Annotated in this window: 17 protein-coding genes; 11 read left to right on the plus strand and 6 right to left on the minus strand. The window is 67.1% G+C overall.

Annotated elements, in window-relative coordinates:
* Positions 1 to 150: 150 nt before the first annotated feature.
* Positions 151 to 1,104 carry an oxygenase MpaB family protein gene (locus ACFVHY_RS06680; protein ID WP_078113284.1) on the minus strand — a complete coding sequence of 318 codons (954 nt, stop codon included), beginning with the start codon at positions 1,102 to 1,104 and terminating at the stop codon, positions 151 to 153.
* Between the two features lie 86 nt (positions 1,105 to 1,190).
* Between ACFVHY_RS06680 and ACFVHY_RS06685 the strand changes: the two genes are divergently transcribed.
* The 5 genes from ACFVHY_RS06685 to ACFVHY_RS06705 all read left to right on the plus strand — a co-directional run bounded on the left by ACFVHY_RS06685 (position 1,191) and on the right by ACFVHY_RS06705 (position 5,755).
* On the plus strand, positions 1,191 to 1,892 hold the full coding sequence (locus ACFVHY_RS06685) for a TetR/AcrR family transcriptional regulator (protein WP_058252281.1): 702 nt from the start codon (positions 1,191 to 1,193) through the stop codon (positions 1,890 to 1,892).
* 28 nt (positions 1,893 to 1,920) lie between these two features.
* Positions 1,921 to 2,568, plus strand: coding sequence for a TetR/AcrR family transcriptional regulator (locus tag ACFVHY_RS06690; protein ID WP_390269926.1), 648 nt, complete (start codon positions 1,921 to 1,923; stop codon positions 2,566 to 2,568).
* Positions 2,569 to 2,701: 133 nt separating this feature from the next.
* The gene (locus ACFVHY_RS06695; protein ID WP_390269929.1) at positions 2,702 to 3,934 is read left to right on the plus strand and encodes an acyl-CoA dehydrogenase family protein; all 1,233 of its coding nucleotides are present in this window, start codon (positions 2,702 to 2,704) and stop codon (positions 3,932 to 3,934) included.
* Complete coding sequence (locus ACFVHY_RS06700) at positions 3,931 to 4,947, plus strand: phosphotransferase family protein (protein ID WP_390269932.1); 1,017 nt, start codon at positions 3,931 to 3,933, stop codon at positions 4,945 to 4,947. The genes ACFVHY_RS06695 and ACFVHY_RS06700 overlap by 4 nt, the downstream gene beginning before the upstream one ends.
* A gap of 61 nt (positions 4,948 to 5,008) precedes the next feature.
* The gene (locus tag ACFVHY_RS06705) at positions 5,009 to 5,755 is read left to right on the plus strand and encodes an SDR family NAD(P)-dependent oxidoreductase (RefSeq protein ID WP_390269935.1); all 747 of its coding nucleotides are present in this window, start codon (positions 5,009 to 5,011) and stop codon (positions 5,753 to 5,755) included.
* Between the two features lie 444 nt (positions 5,756 to 6,199).
* Here ACFVHY_RS06705 and ACFVHY_RS06710 read toward each other — a convergent pair whose 3' ends face one another.
* On the minus strand, positions 6,200 to 6,910 hold the full coding sequence (locus ACFVHY_RS06710) for a histidine phosphatase family protein (protein WP_390269938.1): 711 nt from the start codon (positions 6,908 to 6,910) through the stop codon (positions 6,200 to 6,202).
* A gap of 83 nt (positions 6,911 to 6,993) precedes the next feature.
* Between ACFVHY_RS06710 and ACFVHY_RS06715 the strand changes: the two genes are divergently transcribed.
* Positions 6,994 to 7,410: a VOC family protein gene (locus tag ACFVHY_RS06715; RefSeq protein WP_390269941.1), complete on the plus strand. Its 417-nt coding sequence runs from the start codon at positions 6,994 to 6,996 to the stop codon at positions 7,408 to 7,410.
* Between the two features lie 27 nt (positions 7,411 to 7,437).
* On the opposite strand, the gene ACFVHY_RS06720 is transcribed toward ACFVHY_RS06715, so the two are convergent.
* Positions 7,438 to 8,514 carry a sigma-70 family RNA polymerase sigma factor gene (locus ACFVHY_RS06720; protein WP_390269944.1) on the minus strand — a complete coding sequence of 359 codons (1,077 nt, stop codon included), beginning with the start codon at positions 8,512 to 8,514 and terminating at the stop codon, positions 7,438 to 7,440.
* Positions 8,515 to 9,189: 675 nt separating this feature from the next.
* Between ACFVHY_RS06720 and ACFVHY_RS06725 the strand changes: the two genes are divergently transcribed.
* Positions 9,190 to 10,353, plus strand: a complete 1,164-nt coding sequence (locus tag ACFVHY_RS06725; protein WP_137810916.1) for an ROK family protein — start codon at positions 9,190 to 9,192, stop codon at positions 10,351 to 10,353.
* 36 nt (positions 10,354 to 10,389) lie between these two features.
* Here ACFVHY_RS06725 and ACFVHY_RS06730 read toward each other — a convergent pair whose 3' ends face one another.
* Together ACFVHY_RS06730 and ACFVHY_RS06735 are read right to left on the minus strand one after the other, a co-directional pair.
* On the minus strand, positions 10,390 to 11,235 hold the full coding sequence (locus tag ACFVHY_RS06730) for an ABC transporter permease (protein ID WP_058252273.1): 846 nt from the start codon (positions 11,233 to 11,235) through the stop codon (positions 10,390 to 10,392).
* On the minus strand, positions 11,235 to 12,269 hold the full coding sequence (locus ACFVHY_RS06735) for an ATP-binding cassette domain-containing protein (protein ID WP_058252272.1): 1,035 nt from the start codon (positions 12,267 to 12,269) through the stop codon (positions 11,235 to 11,237). The genes ACFVHY_RS06730 and ACFVHY_RS06735 overlap by 1 nt, the downstream gene beginning before the upstream one ends.
* A 281-nt stretch (positions 12,270 to 12,550) precedes the next feature.
* On the opposite strand from ACFVHY_RS06735, the gene ACFVHY_RS06740 reads away from it, so the two are divergent.
* From ACFVHY_RS06740 to ACFVHY_RS06755, 4 genes are read left to right on the plus strand one after another with little or no spacing between them, the layout of a single operon-like run.
* The gene (locus ACFVHY_RS06740; protein ID WP_137810905.1) at positions 12,551 to 12,952 is read left to right on the plus strand and encodes a molybdopterin-binding protein; all 402 of its coding nucleotides are present in this window, start codon (positions 12,551 to 12,553) and stop codon (positions 12,950 to 12,952) included.
* Positions 12,949 to 13,692 carry a molybdate ABC transporter substrate-binding protein gene (modA, locus tag ACFVHY_RS06745; RefSeq protein ID WP_390269949.1) on the plus strand — a complete coding sequence of 248 codons (744 nt, stop codon included), beginning with the start codon at positions 12,949 to 12,951 and terminating at the stop codon, positions 13,690 to 13,692. The genes ACFVHY_RS06740 and modA overlap by 4 nt, the downstream gene beginning before the upstream one ends.
* On the plus strand, positions 13,689 to 14,504 hold the full coding sequence (locus ACFVHY_RS06750) for an ABC transporter permease (RefSeq protein WP_390269952.1): 816 nt from the start codon (positions 13,689 to 13,691) through the stop codon (positions 14,502 to 14,504). Before modA ends, ACFVHY_RS06750 begins: the two co-directional genes overlap by 4 nt.
* Entirely contained in the window at positions 14,501 to 15,589 is a 1,089-nt protein-coding gene (locus ACFVHY_RS06755; protein ID WP_390269955.1) for a sulfate/molybdate ABC transporter ATP-binding protein, read from the plus strand. Before ACFVHY_RS06750 ends, ACFVHY_RS06755 begins: the two co-directional genes overlap by 4 nt.
* A gap of 585 nt (positions 15,590 to 16,174) precedes the next feature.
* On the opposite strand, the gene ACFVHY_RS06760 is transcribed toward ACFVHY_RS06755, so the two are convergent.
* Positions 16,175 to 16,705 (minus strand): acetyltransferase, encoded by a 531-nt coding sequence (locus ACFVHY_RS06760; protein ID WP_390269958.1) that lies wholly within the window; start codon positions 16,703 to 16,705, stop codon positions 16,175 to 16,177.
* Between the last annotated feature and the right edge of the window lie 74 nt (positions 16,706 to 16,779).

Consider the following 16,779-nt stretch of genomic DNA (forward strand, 5'->3'; position numbering starts at 1 on the left):
TGCTCCCTGAGGAGCGCCCGGAGCCTGCGGAGGGTGCGTCACGAAGGGTCTGCCCGCAACGCGCCAGGCCCCTTCGTGACGCTCGCAAGCTCGCTCCTCAGGGGGCGGGTCGTGACGCTCGTAAGCTCGCTCGTCAGGGGGCGGGGATGCTCAGACCAGCGGCCGCCCGGTGCGCATACGCCAGCGGACGTCGGCGAGCAGGACGTTGAACGGGAAGGCGCGCACCCACTTCGGGGCCCGCGTGATGATCGCGCGCAGGACCGCGTTGTGCTTGTCGAAGTACAGCTCCTGCCACGGCGAGAGTTGCACGCGCATCTTGCGGCGGAAGTTCTCCGGCAGGAAGCCGATGGCCATGATCTCGAAATGCCAGCCGAAGAGCCGCGAGATCACCGGGCCGAGGAACTCGGCGCGCGCGATCGACATCAGGTACTCGCGGATGGTGTCGTCGATCTCGAGCGTCTCGACCGTGTCGTTCCAGTAGGTCTCGAAATCCTCGCGGGTGGCGGGCCACATCTCGCGGGGGACCTGCAGCGTCGTGCCCAGAACGGCGCCGGCCTGATAGCGCTCGTCGGTCACCTCGGTGACCCCGCCGAAGATGCGATGGACGTCCTCGGTGCCTCGGTACAGACACGCGGCGACCCACAACTGCAGCTTCGGATCGAAGGCGTTGTACTTCACCGGGCTGTCGGCGGTCGAACGGACCTGCGCGTGGGCCTTGCCGATGGCCTTGCGGTAGGCCTTCCTGTCCTTTGCGCTACCGAGTCCGGCGACGGCGAGGTAACTCAGCGTGGTGCGACCACGCTTCATCGGATGCTTGAACAAGTTGCCCGAGTCGACGCGGCTCTCGTACACGCCGTAACCGACTGCGGGGAGGCTGAGCTGCATGATCACGTTTGCGGCGCCGGCGATCACGCCGATGCCGAGCGGATCGAGGTCGCTGGTGGGGAGCGCGTCGAGCTCTGCGCGGGACATACGGGCGGAGGAGGGGAGGAACTCGGTGTCGGGGCGCTCCGCGGTGAGAAACTCCTGCACTTCGGCGGTCACATCCGTCACCGGTTGTGCTGACAGTGCCGAACTTCCACTGGTGATAGGCTCCGTTGCCATCGAACACCCCTCCTGCTCGAATTCTGGAAACGTCTGTTTCCCGTTTTATGACACACCTAACTTACCGGGGTGTCAAGATTGGAATCATGGGACGAGCACCATCGACGCCGGACAGCCGTTCCGGTGCGGACTCCGACGCGGCCGGCACGCTTCGGGCCTATGGCGGCGAGGGCGGCGACACCCGGGTCGCGCGGCGTCGATCCGCCCTCATCGATGCAGGACTGGATCTGCTCGGCGCCGATGACGTGGGCGCGGTGACCGTGCGCGGCGTGTGCCGGCAGGCCGGACTCACCGCCCGTTACTTCTACGAGAGCTTCGAATCCGTCGATCAGCTGGTCGGCGTCATGTACGACGAGGTCATCGAAGAGATCGCGCAAGCCAGTCTGGCAGCCTTCTCCGAGGGGGCCAGCATGCGTGCAAAGGTCGCCGGTGCCGTGTCGGCGATCGTCGACGTCATCGACGCGGACCGCCGCAAAGGCAGGCTGCTCTTCTCGCAGGCGCTTCTGAGTCCGGTCATCGCGGCCAAGCGCATGGAGTCGACGACGTTGTTCGCCGGCCTCACCCTGCAGAGCACGTCGGCCATTCTCGACGTCCACGTCGGGCCGGCGGCAGCGGTCGGCGTTGCGCACTATCAGGTCGGCGGTCTGAGCCGGTTGCTCGCCGCGTGGCTCGAGGGCGAGGTCGAACTCGGCAAGGCCGACGTGGTGGATCTGAGCATCGCGCTGCTCGTCTCACCCGCCGAGATGCTCGAGAAGAGCCTCTCGCGTCGCACCGGCGATGCGGAGTAGGTCCGCATGTCGGGATATGTTTGATGGCATGAGTGGCGGAACCGGCGAAGCAGACATCCGTCCGGCGACGCGGCCACTGGGCGGCTGGCGGGATTACGGCGAGCCCGAACTGCCGGTCCCGTTGGCGGCGGCGCTGGCGGCGTTCGCCGAACAGGGCTATCACGGGACCTCGGTCCGGGAGATCGCCGCGCGGGCGAATCTGTCGGTGCCGGGCCTCTATCACCACTACCCGTCGAAGCAGTCGTTGCTGCAGGGTCTCCTCGAACGCACGATGACCGACCTTCTGGCACGCTCGGAGGCCGCGATCGTCGAGGCGGGGCCCGAGCCGATCCGGCAGTTCGATGCCGTCGTCGAGTCGCTCCTGCGGTTCCACATGTATCGCCGCGAGCAGGCGTTCGTCGGTTCCACCGAGATCCGCAGCCTCGACGACAACTACCGGCCCACCTACATCGGACACCGGGACCGCCAGCAGCGGATGGTCGACGTGATCGTCTTCGCCGGCGTCGAGGCGGGTGAGTTCACCACCGAGTATCCGAAAGATGCGGCGCGTGCCGTGGCCACCATGTGCGTCGGGGTGTCCACCTGGTTCAAGCTCGACGGGTTGCTGGGTCCGGATGAACTCATCGCCCGCAATCTCCAGATGGCCCGGGCGCTGGTCGGATATCGCGCGCCCTGACGTCCGTCGCGCAGAGCGCCCTCGCCTGGGGCGCTTGACCCGGCGGGTATCGCCTGGCAAGGTATGCAACGCCGAGCGATCGATCGGTCGGTGTTCGGGGATCCCCACCCTGCTCTCGCGTTAAGGAGTCACCATGTCCATAGACCTGCGGCACGACGACGACGTGCTCGACGTCGTCGCGAAGACCGAGGCCTTCGTCCGCGACTACGTCCTGCCCATCGAGGACGAGGCGGCCGGTGACATCACGGCGGCCGGTGGTGACGACATCCGTCGCGAGATGAACGCCAAGGCCAAGGAGGCAGGGGTGTTCGGCCCGCATGCCCCCGTCGAGTACGGCGGACTCGGTCTCAACATGTGCGACCGCGCGCCGGTGTTCGAGGCGGCCGGGTATTCGACGTTCGGTCCGATCGCCCTGCACATCGGCGCGCCGGACGAGGGCAACGTGCACATGCTCGCGCACATCGCGAGCGAGGATCAGCGGCAGAAGTACCTCGCCCCGCTGGCCGCCGGAGATCTCCGTTCGGCGTTCGCGATGACCGAACCCGCTCCGGGCGCCGGGTCGGATCCCAACGCGCTGCGCACGGAAGCCGTCCGCGTGGACGGTGGCTGGAAGATCAACGGCGAGAAGCACTTCATCACCGGCGCCGACGGTGCGGGCTTCTTCATCATCATGGCGCGGACCTCGGGCGCGCCCGGTGACCGCGGCGGGGCCACCATGTTCCTCGCGCCCGCCGATGCACCAGGGTTGACCGTCGGGCGTCACATCAACACTATCGACAAAGCGATGATCGGCGGTCACTGCGAGGTGACCTTCACCGACCTCTTCGTTCCCGACGAGGACATCCTCGGCGAGGTGAACGAGGGCTATCGCTACGCGCAGGTCCGGCTCGGGCCGGCTCGGATGACCCACGTGATGCGCTGGCTCGGCTCGGCGAAGCGCTGTCAGGACGTCGCAGTCGACTACGTCTCGCGCCGTGAGGGATTCGGTGGCCGCCTCGGAGATCTGGGCATGATCCAACAACTCGTCGCCGACAACGAGATCGACCTCGCCGCCACTCGCGCGTTGCTGCTGAAGGCCTGTCACGAGCTCGATCTGGGCAACCACGCCTCGGACGAGACATCGATCGCGAAGACCTTTGCTGCCGAGGCGTATTCGCGGATCGCCGATCGCAGCATCCAGATGTGTGGCGGTCTCGGCGTGTCGGCCGACCTCCCGCTGGCCCGTCTGTCGCAGGAACTCCGGCCCTTCCGCATCTACGACGGTCCGTCCGAGGTCCACCGGTGGGCGATCGCCCGTCGCGCCGTCGGGCGCGCGAAGAAGGCCCAGCAGGCGCTCGAGACGAAGGTATCGGCGGGTGCCCGATGACCGCCACGGACGCAGCGCTCGACCAGGATCGCCTGCGCCGGTTGTTGATCGACAACGGGGTCGAACCCGCAGGTGAGCTGACCATCGACCTCATCAGCGGCGGCAAGTCCAATCTCACCTACACGGTCACCGACGGCGTGACCACGTGGGTGGCGCGCCGGCCGCCGACTGGTGGACTCACCCCGTCGGCTCACGACATGGGCCGTGAATGGGCGGTCGCCAGTGCGCTGCAGTCGACGTCGGTCCCGGTCGCGCGGACCGTCGCTTTCGACGCCGACGGCTCGGTCATCGGTGCGCCGTGCACCGTGGTGGAGTTCGTGGACGGCCGCGTCGTCCGGACCGCGGCAGACCTCGACGCCTACTCCGACGACGAGGTCGCCCGCAATCTCGATGCCCTCGTCCAGACGCTCGCCGACCTGCACGCGGTGGACTATCGCGAGGTCGGGCTCGGCGAGTTCGGTCGGCCCGCGGGTTTCGCCGCCCGCCAGGTGAAGCTGTGGGCGCGGCAGTGGGGGCACGTGAAGACGCGTGAACTCCCCGACGTCGAGCGTCTCGTCGACGCGCTCGCCGCGCGAGTTCCGGAGCAGGCACGAGAGTCGGTGGTGCACGGTGACTTCCGGGTCGACAACACGATCATCGACGCCGACGATCCGGCCCGGATCGCGGCGGTCGTCGACTGGGAGATGTCGACCCTCGGAGATCCGCTCACCGATGTCGCGCTGATGTGCGTCTACCGCACCGGCGCCTTCGATCAGGTTCTCGGCTTCGCCGCGGCCTGGACCAGTGACCGTTATGCGTCGGTCGACGACATCGCCCAGAAGTATTCCACCGCAACGGGTGCCGACCTGGGCGACTGGGACTTCTACCTCGGCCTGGCGAACCTGAAGCTCGGCGTGATCGCCGAGGGGATCACCTACCGCGCACTCTCGGGGGCGTCGTCGGGCGAGGGCGCCGAGAAGGCGGGCGAGGCGACGGCGGCGTTCATCGCCGACGGTCTGCGCCACATCAGCTGATCGAGCAACGGCGTCAACAGAACACAGTCGCGCGGTGCGCGCATCCACAGGGGGTAGTTCAATGGGTGAATCGGCCAACAACCGTTCCGCGCTGGTGACCGGGGCGTCGAGGGGGATCGGTGCAGCCATCGCCGACCGGTTCGCCGTCGACGGCTGGGACCTGACCATCAGTGCACGTGGTCGAGAAGCGTTGGAGAAGAAGGCGGCTGAGCTTCTCGAGCGTGGCGCCGGGCGGGTGGAGGTCGTACCCGCGGACATGACCGACGCCGACGCCATCAGCGCGCTCGGTACGGCTCATGCGGAGGCATTCGGGCGGTTCGACGCGCTGATCGTCAACGCCGGGATGGGCTCGAAGGGTGCGATCGCCGACCTCCCGGTGAAGCGTTTCGACCGGCTCTACGAAGTGAATGTCCGCGCTCCCTACATCCTCCTGCAGTCCGCGCTGCCCGCCCTGCGCGCCACTGCAGAGGCTCACGGGGCCGCGAAAGTCATTGCCGTGGCCTCGATCACCGGCGTCTATCCGGAGCCGGAGTTGTCCGCCTACGGTGCCACCAAGGCGGCGCTCATCTCGTTGTGCGAGACGTTCAATCTCGAGGAGTCACGCAGCGGGGTCAGCGCGACGACGATCGCACCGGGCTACGTCAACACCGACATGACCGACTGGCTCAAAGACCGCATTCCCGCCGACGAGATGATCACGGCCGACGACATCGCGGTGATCGCCCACTCGATCACCCATTTGTCGCGGTACGCGGTCCTGCCGAACGTCGTCATCACCCGACCCGGCGAGAACCTGCACCGGGCCTAGGCTTCGAGCCTGGGGTCGCGATCCGGGATGAGCGACCCACCGTGCTCCCTGAGCTGAGGAGCGCGCGGAGGGTGACCCGCCCTGCTCCCTGAGGAGCGACCGGAGCTTGCGGAGGGGTTGACCCATCCTGCTCCCTGAGGAGCGCCCGGAGCTTGCGGAGGGGTTGACCCATCCTGCTCCCTGAGGAGCGCCCGGAGCTTGCGGAGGGGTTGACCCATCCTGCTCCCTGAGGAGCGCCCGGAGCTTGCGGAGGGCGCGTCACGAAGGGTCGAGTCACGCATCTCACCAGGACCCTTCGTGACGGCCTCCGCAAGCTCCGGCCTCCTCAGGGAGCAGTGGTTGGGCTCGCTCCGAGCACAACGGGTTCTGTCGTAGTCCTCGACGGCCGCCAGGCCGCAGACGCTGAGGCGCGCCCGGAGCTTGCGGAGGGCGCGTCATGAGGGGTCACCGGAAGGTCGCGATCCCGCCGTCGCGGTCCGACAGGTGACCGTGCTCGTTGAACGACACCACCGAGACGCCGCTGCGGCCGACGATCAGTTTGCTGATCGACGCGTTGACCATCGTGCGGGCCATCGCCGGCCAGGTCTCGTCGGGGATGCCCCACAACTGGGCGATCCACTGGGTGATGGTGCCGGCCGAGGACACCACGAGCACCGTCTGACCCGACCCGGCGAGCTCGGTGGCGCGGGCGGCCGCGTCGGAGACGCGCGCCTTGAACTGTGGGTAGCTCTCGGCGGGGCCGCCGTCGAGGCCGGGAGCTGCGTCGTGCTCGCCGGCCGCTATCCAGGCCGCGAGCCCCTTGTCCAGCTGTTCCTGGTAGCTGCGGCCGTCGCGATACATCTCCGGCGTGGCCTCGCCGACCAGTGCGGGCAGTGAGTACTCGTTCCACCCCGGGTCGACGTGCGGCTGAGGTTGATCGGTGTCGAAAGCTCCCAGCACGCCGCTCAGCGTCTGCCGCTGGCGCGGGAGGTCGCCACTGGCGGCTGCGGTGAAGGTGTCGATCTGCCCGGCAAGAAATCCACCGGACAGCGCGGCCTGTGTGGCCCCGGCCGTGGTGAGACCGCCGGGTCCGTTGCTCAGATCGTCGGTGGCGTCGGCGATGCCGTACGCCAATGCGTTCGCCTGACCGTGACGAACCAGATAGATCACACCCATTCCTGCACCCTATGTCGGCTTCGATGAGTTCGAGGCGTCGGGCGGGTCAGTATCAGCGACCCCGAGATGTCTGGAGTGCGCCCGTGACGCCGATGCTGTTCGTGAACCTGCCCGTTGTGGATGTGGCGAGGTCTCGTCGGTTCTTCGGGTCGCTCGGCTTCCACTTCGACGAGATCTTCTGCGACGCCGGGAGCGCGTGCATGATGATCAACGACTCGGCGATGGTCGTGCTCATGCAGCGACGACGATTCGCCGGCTACGCGGCCACCGCAGTCGCCGACCCACTGCAGGGCCGCGAGTCGTTGCTGGCCATCTCCGCTGACAGCCGCGCACACGCCGACCGGCTCGCCGAAGCGGCGCTCGGGTGCGGCGGCCGAGAACTCCGCGCAACCGAGGACCTGGGCTTCATGTACTGCCGCAGTTTCTGTGACCCGGACGGTCATGCCTGGGAGATCGTGTGGATGGACCCCGCGCAGATCCCGCAGACGTCGGACGACTGAGCGGCGCCCCGCGAGAACCGGACGGTCTCAGTGCCAGGGGCTGGGCGTCGTGCGTTCCGGTGCGTCGTACGGGGTCGCCGGCAGACCGAAGCGTGCGAAATCGCTCTCCATGTCGTCGCTGAAGAAGGCGACGACATGGCTGACCTTGGCTGTCTGCGGGTCGATCTCGAGCACCTGGAGCTGGAACGGTCGGTGGACACCGTCCGGTTCGCGCATGTACAGCCCGTAGGCCGGCTGCCCGTTGGCTGTCGTGGGCAGCATGATCTGATCGCCCGATTTCTCGGCCGGACAGTTGCGACGGATGAGCGTCGCGATGTTTTCTGCGCCCTGGTACCAGCCGGTGAACGGCGGCATCTCCCAGATCGCCTTGTCGGTGAAGAGCTCCACCATCGCGTCGACGTCGTAGCGTTCGAAGGCCGACACGTACCGGGCCAGCAGCTCGCGCTTGGCGTCGTCGTCGAGTGTCGTCGACGCTCCCGCACCGGCCGAATCCTCCTGTGGCCGAGCGTTCTTGAGCTGCTCGCGGGCTCGCTGCAGAAGGCTGTTGACGGTGGCGGTGGTGACGCCGATGGTGTCGGCGACCTCGGCGGCGCGCCACTGCAGCACGTCGCGGAGGATGAGGACGGCCCGCTGTCGTTCGGGAAGATGCTGCAATGCGGCGATGAAGGCCAGCCGTACCGACTCGCGGGCGCCGACCACGTACGCGGGGTCCGCGTCGTCGGCGGGTGCGATCTCGTCGGCCGTGCCGGAATACGGCTCGAGCCAGGGCACCTCGTGGTTCTGCAGCAGGTCGTCGGTGGGGTCGAAGGCGTCGCCACCGAGGCCGGAGGGGAGGGGGCGTCGCTGTGAACTCTGTAGAGCAGTCAGACACGTGTTGGTCGCGATCTTGTGCAGCCACGTGCGCACGGACGCCCGATGGTCGAACTTCCCGTAGCCCCTCCATGCGCGGAGGAAGGTTTCCTGGGCGAGATCCTCGGCGTCGTGGTGGGACCCCGTCATCCGGTAGCAGTGAGCGATGATCTCGCGGCGGAACGGCTCGCTGACCTCGAGGAACTCGGCGTCGGTCGCGGCGCTGGACTCAGCCGCGGGGCTGGTTGTGGTCATGCTCACAATCTACCGGGGTGCACCGACAGCCTCGACCCGAGTGGCCAAGCCGACCACGGTCCGCTTCTCCTTCGGTTCGCAGGTCGAGCGACCGGACGCCGAGCGACTTCGGATCAGGGTGAGTGCAACCCCTGTCCGCGTCGCGCCACGGGCCTATTCTCGCCGGTGGACGCGTGTGCGACCGGTCGTCGGTGCCCGTGACCAGGGGTCGGACGGGCTTGCCGGTACGGGGCCGCGTTGCTAGCTTGATCCGCATGACAAGTGCCGACCACAGGCTCACGGAGGTCACCTACGTGACCACCGCGCTGGGCTGTCGTCTGCCGCTTGCCCGCGTTCTCTGTTGTCGTCGAATGCGCTGACCGACCCCCGCCGAGTCAATCTCCTCCCCGGGGCGTCGCTTCTCGAGTCTCTGCTCAGAGCACCAGCTTCCGGCTTACGCCCCACGATCCGCGGGGTCTTTCGACGAGGACGATCATGACCGCCACACTGCCCGAACTCTCCACCCGTACCCTGCGCAACGCCCCCGCCTCTCCCGTCCGGCGTCAGCCGGTCACCCGCGCGGTGCGTCGTGCGCCACAGGGCACGCGCCAGCCCGTACCGTTGACATCCGTACCGTCGGCCCGGCCCAAGGGTCCGAATGCCGACCGACGCGGACCAGTGAAGGGGGACCAGCGGGTGCACGTCGCAACGCCGCGCCTGGAGTTGTCGACCAAACCCGCGGCGCTCGTCCTCCGGGCCGCCCGGTTGTCCGGCCCGCTGTTCCGCGACGATGCGGCCGAGCGCACCGGGCTCAGCATCTCCACTGTCAATCGCCAGGTCAGTGCGCTGTTGAAGGCGGGATTGATCCGCGAACGGGCCGACCTTGCGCCCTCGGGCGCCATCGGGCGGCCGCGGTTGCCCTTCGAGGTCAACATCTCCGAGTTCCTCACCCTCGGTATCCACATCGGATACAAGGTCACCGCGATCACCACCCATGACCTGCTGCATCGTGTCGTCGGGGCCATCCAGATCCCTACCCCGCATGCCGATTCACCGGAAGAAGCACTCACCGCCATCGGTGTCAGCGCACGGCGTTTCGCCGAGCGCTGGACGGGCCGGCGGGTGCTGTGGGTCGGTGTCGCGCTCGGTGGGCGCGTGGCCGAGGGCGGCATCGTCGACCACCCCCGACTCGGCTGGGAGGGCGCGCCGGTCGGCCGGACGATCGCCGAGGCCGTCGGGCTGCCGGTGTCGGTTGCGTCCCACGTCGAGGCCATGGCAGCCGCCGAACTCGTGCTCAACCCCGACGACCAGCAGTCGAGCTTCCTGTACTTCTACGCGCGCGAGATGCTCGGCATCGCGTTCAGCGTCGGCGGGACCGTGCACACGCCGACCGCGGGACCGCCGGTGATCGGTCACTTCCCGACCGGATCGACCACGTTGCTCGACCCGAACCGGACGGGGCGCCTGGAGCCCGCGGTGAGCGACACCGGTGTCGTGGAAGCTGCACGCGCACTGGGCCTCTCGGCGACCGATGTGGAAGATGTCCACGCCCTGGCCCGTAGCGGTGACCTCACGGCACGTCGTCTGCTCGAAGAGCGGGCGGAGGTGCTCGGACGTACGGTCGGACTGATCGCCGACATCTTCAATCCCGATCACATCATCCTCGGTGGACAGGCGTTCACCGATTACGCGGCCGGCCTGCCGACGGTCGCGAAGGCCGTGCGCGAGACCTCGATCGTGAGCAAACGGGATGTGCGCGTGTCACATTCGGGAGCGACCGTGCAGCAGCAGGCCGCCGGCGCGGTGTCTCTCGACGCGATATACAGCGACCCGCTGCAAGCAATCACGTTGACTGCCTGAGCGGGTCGCGTCGACGAACCTCGGTCGGGTGGTGGTCTAATCCGAGGTTCGCTTGTTGTAGGCGCGCAGCGCGAACGGCGCGAAGATGAGCGTCAGCGCGACCGTCCAGATCAGGGTGGCGAGGACCGGATATTGCAGCGGGAGAGCCGCATCCGGACCGAATGCCGGGCCGTTACCCCACAGCACACGCAATGCCTGGACCAGTGACGACATCGGGTTCCATTCGGCGATCGTCCGAAGCCAGGTGGGCATCGGCTCGGTCGGGACGAACGCGTTCGACAGGAACGTGATCGGGAACAGGACCGAGAACATGAAGCCGTTGACGGCCTCGACCGTCCGGAGCCACGAACCGATGAGGATGCCGAACCAGATCATCGCGAAGCCGAAGAGCAGGAGCAGCGCGAATGCGAGGACCGCCTCACCGAACGAGCCCCTGATTCGCCAGCCGATGGCCAGGCCGGTCACGGCCATGACGACGATGCCGATCGAACTGTGGAGCAGGCTGGCGATACTGCGTCCGATCAACACCGACGACCGTTGGATGGGCAGTGACCGGAACCGGTCGATGATGCCCTTCTCGAGATCGGCGGTGATACCTGTGGACACGATGAACGCGGTGAACACGATCGTCTGACCCATGATGCCCGGGAGCAGGAACTCCTTGTACGACGCCGAGTCGGTCTGGATCGACGCGCCGAACACGTACGCGAACAGCAGCACGAACATGATCGGCTGAATGGTCACGTCGGAGAGCATCTCCGGCATTCGTTTGGTGTGGATCATGTTGCGCTTCACCATGATCCAGGCCTGTTGCCAGATCGTGGTGGGGTGGATCCGCGGCTTGTCCGCGACCACAGCGTGGGTCTGTGCCGTGGTGGTCATCAGGAACGCTCCTCGTCGGTGGTGTTGTCGGTGTCGTCGGTGTTGCTCGACTCCTCGGCGCGGTGGCCGGTGAGGGAGAGGAAGACGTCGTCGAGGCTCGGCCGGGAGAGTCCGAAGTCGTCGACGGAGATGCCACTCTCGTCGAACCAGGCGGCGACGCGGGGCAGGTCGCCCAGGCCGGCTGCGGCTGTCGTGAGCCGGCGGGCCGCCACGTCGACGAACACCTCCGCCCCGTTCTTGCGCAACAGCGACTCGGCGGTCGTCAGGTCGTCGGCGTGCGAGACGGTCAGCACCAGGCTGGCCGAACCGGCCTGCTCCTTGAGCTGCAGTGACGTGCCGTGCGCGATGATGGTGCCCTTGTCGATGACGACGATGTCGTCGGCGAGTTGGTCGGCTTCCTCGAGATACTGCGTGGTGAGCAGCAACGTGGTTCCGTCGGCGACCAGATCGCGCAGGACGTCCCAGAGTTCGGAACGGCTGCGCGGGTCGAGGCCGGTGGTCGGCTCGTCGAGGAAGAGCACCGGTGGCGTGGCCAGCAGGCTGACCGCGAGGTCGAGTCTGCGGCGCATTCCGCCGGAGTAGGACTTGACCTGTTTGTCACCGGCCTCTGAGAGGGAGAACTGCTCGAGGAGTTCCTCCGATCGACGTGCGAGGGTCTTGCGTCCGATGCCGTACAGACCGCCGATCATGCGGAGGTTCTCGCGGCCGGTCAGGATCTCGTCGACCGTGGCCGCCTGGCCGGTGAGGCCCATGTTCTGGCGGACCATCCCGGGCTGTTCCCGCACGTCGTAGCCGGCGATGCGGGCTGTCCCGCTCGTGGGCGGCGACAGGGTGGTCATCATTCGGACGGTGGTGGTCTTGCCGGCGCCGTTGGGGCCCAGCAGGCCGAGCACGGAACCCCGCGGCACGGTGAAACTGACGCCGTCGACCGCCGTGAAATCGCCGAAGCGTTTCACCAGGTCGATGGCTTCGATGGCGACATCGGCCGTCGCGACTTCTCCCGGTGCGGTGGTGGGAACTGTGACTGAGCTCATGTTTCTCCACGGTATAGAGGGGGTGTGACAGCCGCGACCGAATTACGTGGCGCGCGGGTGACGTCAGGGAACAATTCAGGGCATGTTCGGGGTGTGGCGATCTCGTACTCGAAGTCAGACCGTCTGCCCGCACCGAATTCATCGGTTGCGGGGCTGCGAATCCGACGGTCGGACCGAAACCGAGCGTAAGACTTCAAGTTGAGTTGAAGTCAACCTTTTTGAGATCCGTGCCTGCGGACGCCGGAGACCGATATCTCCGCATCTGCGGATAAGATGTCGTCGTGACCGCTATTCGGATCAAAGACGCAGCCACTCTGCTCGGCGTCAGTGACGACACGGTTCGACGATGGGTGGCCACCGGCGTCTTGGAACAGTCCGATGGCGGACCGGTCGCCACCGTTGATGGCGCACGGCTCGCCGCGCTGGCCCGCGAGCGCGCGGTGGCACCGGACGACGGGGCATCGGTCGGACGCTCGGCGCGCAATCGGTTCACCGGTCTCGTCACCGATGTCCGCACGGACGCGGTGATGGCTCAGGTGACCCTGCAATGCGGTCCGTTCGAGGTGACGTCGTTGATGAGTGCGGACGCAGTGCACGAACTCGATCTACGACCCGGCGTCGTGGCCACGGCCGTCGTCAAGGCGACGACGGTGATCGTCGAGACCAACAGGGAGGCCAGATGAGGAGGTCCATCGTCGCAGTCGCCGCGGCCGGACTGCTGATCGTGGCAGGGTGCTCGTCTGCCGGCGGGTCTGCGGCCTCGACCCTCGACATCTCGGCGGCGGCGTCGCTGAAGACGACGTTCACGGCGATCGCCGATGAGTTCGAGGCACAGCACGACGGCGTCACGGTACGACTGTCGTTCGACGGATCGTCGACGCTGGCCAACCAGATCCAGCAGGGGGCGCCGGCCGATGTGTTCGCGAGCGCCGACGAGAAGAACATGCGCAAGCTGGGTGATCTCGCCGTCGAACCGGCGGTCTTCGCCACCAACACACTCGTGATCGTCACGGCGCCGGGCAATCCCCGCGGGATCCGGTCGTTCGCCGATCTGAACAAGCCTGACGTCACGACGGTCATCTGCCAGTCGGCTCAACCGTGCGGCGCCGCGACCGAGACCGTCGAGCGAAACACCGGTGTCACCATCGACGCCGCTTCGGAGGAACAGTCGGTGAGCGCGGTGCTGACCAAGGTGACGACCGGCCAAGCGGATGCGGGCGTGGTGTATGTGACCGACGCGCGCGGAGCCGGGGACAAGGTGGCCACCGTGACAGAGCCGGCATTCGCCGCCGTGGTCAACTCCTACCCGATCGCGGTCCTCGCCGGCGCCGGGGATGGCGAACTCGCCACGCAGTTCGTCGACCTCGTCCTGGGCGCGGACGGTCAGCGCATCCTGCGCGACGCCGGGTTCGGGGCGCCTTGAGCACGGTCCTTCGTTCCCGACGGGACCCGGCGGGGTTGCCCGGTTGGACGTACGGCTTGGCACTGATCGGCGTCGTCTTGATCGTGCTACCTCCGCTGGCGCTGCTCCTCCGTTCGCCGTGGGGCACCTTCGTCGATCAGATCTCGTCGCCCTCGTCGCTCGACGCGCTGCGGTTGTCACTGATCACCGCCGCGTGCAGCACCGTCATCTGCCTGATGGTCGGGGTGCCGATGGCACTGGTGTTCGCGCGATATGACGGTCCGCTGATCCGGGTGCTCCGCGCGCTCGTGTTGTTGCCCTTGGTCTTACCGCCCGTGGTCGGTGGTCTTGCCCTGTTGTACACCTTCGGCCGGCTCGGGATCGTCGGGGAACATCTGCACGCGGCCGGCATCGACATCGCTTTCACGACAACGGCGGTGGTACTGGCCCAGAGTTTCGTCGCACTGCCCTTCCTCGTGATCAGCGTCGAGGGCGCGGTGCGCGTCGTCGGGACGCGATACGAGGAGGTCGCCGCGACCCTGGGTGCGGGGCCGACTCGGACGCTCTGGCGGGTCACGCTCCCGTTGGTCCTGCCGTCTCTGTTCGCGGGTCTCGTGCTCGCGTTCGCGCGGGCGCTGGGCGAGTTCGGTGCGACGATCACGTTTGCCGGCAACGCGCCCGGGGTGACCCAGACCGCGCCACTGGCGATCTATGTGTCGGCCATCGACGACCCACAGGCCGCGATCCCGTTGTCGCTCATCCTGGTTGTCGTATCCCTGATCGTGGTCGTCGGAGTGCACAGCCGCCGTTCGCGCGTCGGGGGTGGTTTGTGACCGGCGCGGATCTGGAGGTGATCATCGACCTCGAGGTGCCCGCGTTGCGGGTCGAGCACCGGTTCGCCGCGGGCGCGACCACCGCGGTCGTCGGGCCCAACGGCGCCGGCAAGTCGACGATGCTGCGCGCGATCGCCGGGCTGGTGCGCGGCGACGATCGGTCCCGGATAGTGCTCGGCGACAGGGTGTTCTGTGACGCGACGACCTTCGTGCCGCCCAGTCGGCGCGGAATCGCATTACTGTCGCAGGACGCGCGGCTGTTCCCGCATCTGACGGTCGCCGACAACGTGGCGTTCGCGCCCTCGGCGCAGCGTCTCTCGAGGTCGGAGATCAGGGCACGAGTGGAACGCTGGCTGACGGCAACGGAGGTCACCGCCCTCGCCGACCGTAAACCGCACCAGCTCTCCGGCGGCCAGTCGCAGCGGGTTGCCATCGCCCGAGCGCTGGCGGCGCAGCCCCGAATCCTGCTGCTGGATGAACCGTTTCGGGCCCTGGACGTCGATGTCGCGAGCCGATTGCGGGCGCTGTTGCGCACACTTCTCGCCGATCGGGGCCGCACGACGATCATGGTCACCCACGACTCGGTGGACGCTCTCGGGTTGGCCGACGACATCCTGGTCTTCGAGGACGGTCGCGTCGTCGAATCCGGTTCGACGCGTGCGGTTCTGGCACGGCCCACCAGTCGTTTCGCGGCGTCGCTGTCCGGGCTCAACCTGTTCGTGGGCCTCCTGGACGCGGGCGACGCCGTCGTCGACGCCTCCGGCAATCGGGTCGTCGGCGGTGTCGAGGTCGATGGACCCTCACCGGGGGCCGGGGCAGCGGCCACGTTCTCGCCACGGGCCGTCGCCGTCTATCTCGAAGCGCCGCATGGCAGTCCGCGTACGACGCTGGCCGCGACCGTCCGTGACGTCGCGCCCCGGGGTGACCACGCCGTGATGACCGCCGAGGTGGGCGAGCAGATCGTCGCCGCCGAGGTGACCTGGGCGGCGGTCGCCGACCTCGGACTCGTCACCGGACTAGCGGTCTACCTGGTGGTCAAGGCGAGCGAGGTGCGGATCAGCGGCGTAGGGCCCGGTTCGCTCTGACCGGCGAACCTCATTTCGACCGATGGACTTCGATCGAAGTCTTTCGGTCGAGTTGAGGTCTGGGGGTTGGGCTTGGGTCAGGGCTCGTCCTTTCAACCGGCTATCGTGTGGCCGCAGAACAGGCCGGCGAAGAATGCGATGCCAGACGGAAGGCAGATCGCAGTGTTGACGAGGTAGCTGGTCGTGTCCGACACCGACCGTGAGAAGCGTGCTGAGAACGCTTCCGCCGGCTCGTGACCTTCGGCGTGCCTATGCCGTCCGACATACTGACGACTCATCGATCGGACTGTCCGTCCATCAGGGTTCCGGGCGAGGGACGTTGGCTTCTGACGTCGTGATTCGATTCCATACTGCTCCCTGCGATTTGACGATGCGCGCCGCGTCATCGTCGCGCCGAACACGAACTCCGACATAGGGCTCGACCGCCGGACTGCGATCGAAGTCGAAGAGTCGGCGTGAGGTTCACCGGTAGCTCTCGGCGCCGTGGTCAGGACGTGCTGGTGAAGTAGGCCAGGACCAATCCAAGTATGAAACAGAGGATCGGGTAGGTGACGAACATCGAGAACCTCCCACTGAAGTAGGTCCTCAGTTCCCGCCACTTGTTGTTGTCGTCGTCCGCAGCCAACGGTCCTCCATCTCGGTGATCTCGCTGATTACCCGGTCCCAATCGGCGATCGGGACGGTACCCGTGAACAGGGACAGCATCGAGTTCCCATCCGATCCGCGGTAGGCCAACTGCGATCGGCGAAGACGCAACTCGCGACCCTCGGCTGTGTAGTTTCCGTCGTCTACACAGAGATAGCCGTCTCGGTGCGCACTGTGGTTCAGCACTGTAGCGTTCTGCAGTGCTGCGATGTTCAGCGTGGTATCGAGCGTGTCCAACCGAAGGACGTCAATGGGGCCCAGGTCGAGATATTGGACCACTACGTTCGAGACGAACTCTGGAACCGGAGTCTCCGAACGTAGGAGGACTCGACTTGCGCTAGCTTCGTGAGCGGTCTCGGTGTCCATGTCATACCAGGCCGGTGCCGGCGAGAAATCCAGCGCCGGCGTCGAAGCGCGAAGCGTCGCCGTGCTGCCGAGGTTGGCGATTGCGTATTCGACCGTGGAGATCAAGAGTCGCCTCGAGCTGAATTCCTCAACTGGACAATGCGCCTCCGGCCAGCAACCCCACGAAAAATGCAATCCCG

Origin of the sequence: Gordonia sp. NPDC127522, assembly GCF_042672305.1 — a bacterium.
Classification (GTDB): Bacteria; Actinomycetota; Actinomycetes; order Mycobacteriales; family Mycobacteriaceae; genus Gordonia; species Gordonia hongkongensis.